Below are 265 nucleotides of genomic sequence, written 5' to 3' on the forward strand. Positions count from 1 at the left end.
GCTGCCCTGCGGCACATGGAATGACCCGCTTAATGCTGCTTCCTTCCGGACCTGACATGGTTCGCGGGGTTCCATTGCGCAGGACCCGGGTGTCAACACCACTTACTTAAGGCTGGCCCTACAAGCAGCCGGCCTCGGAAAGGGATTCAGTCCCGCTGGAGCGGATTGCGGGTACAGGGCACCGCTGCCTCCCCACCTAGCGCGGCAAAATTGATACCAGTTTAAGTGTTAAAAACTAACGCATAACTAAGTATACATGTCTTTT

Annotated in this window: 1 other RNA gene; it reads right to left on the reverse strand. The window is 55.1% G+C overall.

The features are described 5' to 3' along the window. Positions 1-205: signal recognition particle sRNA large type (ffs, locus tag I5349_RS13805), an RNA gene on the reverse strand; the annotation flags it as partial. Between the last annotated feature and the right edge of the window lie 60 nt (positions 206-265).

It is taken from the genome of Penaeicola halotolerans (assembly GCF_016464625.1).
In the GTDB taxonomy this organism is placed as follows: Bacteria; Bacteroidota; Bacteroidia; order Cytophagales; family Cyclobacteriaceae; genus Penaeicola; species Penaeicola halotolerans.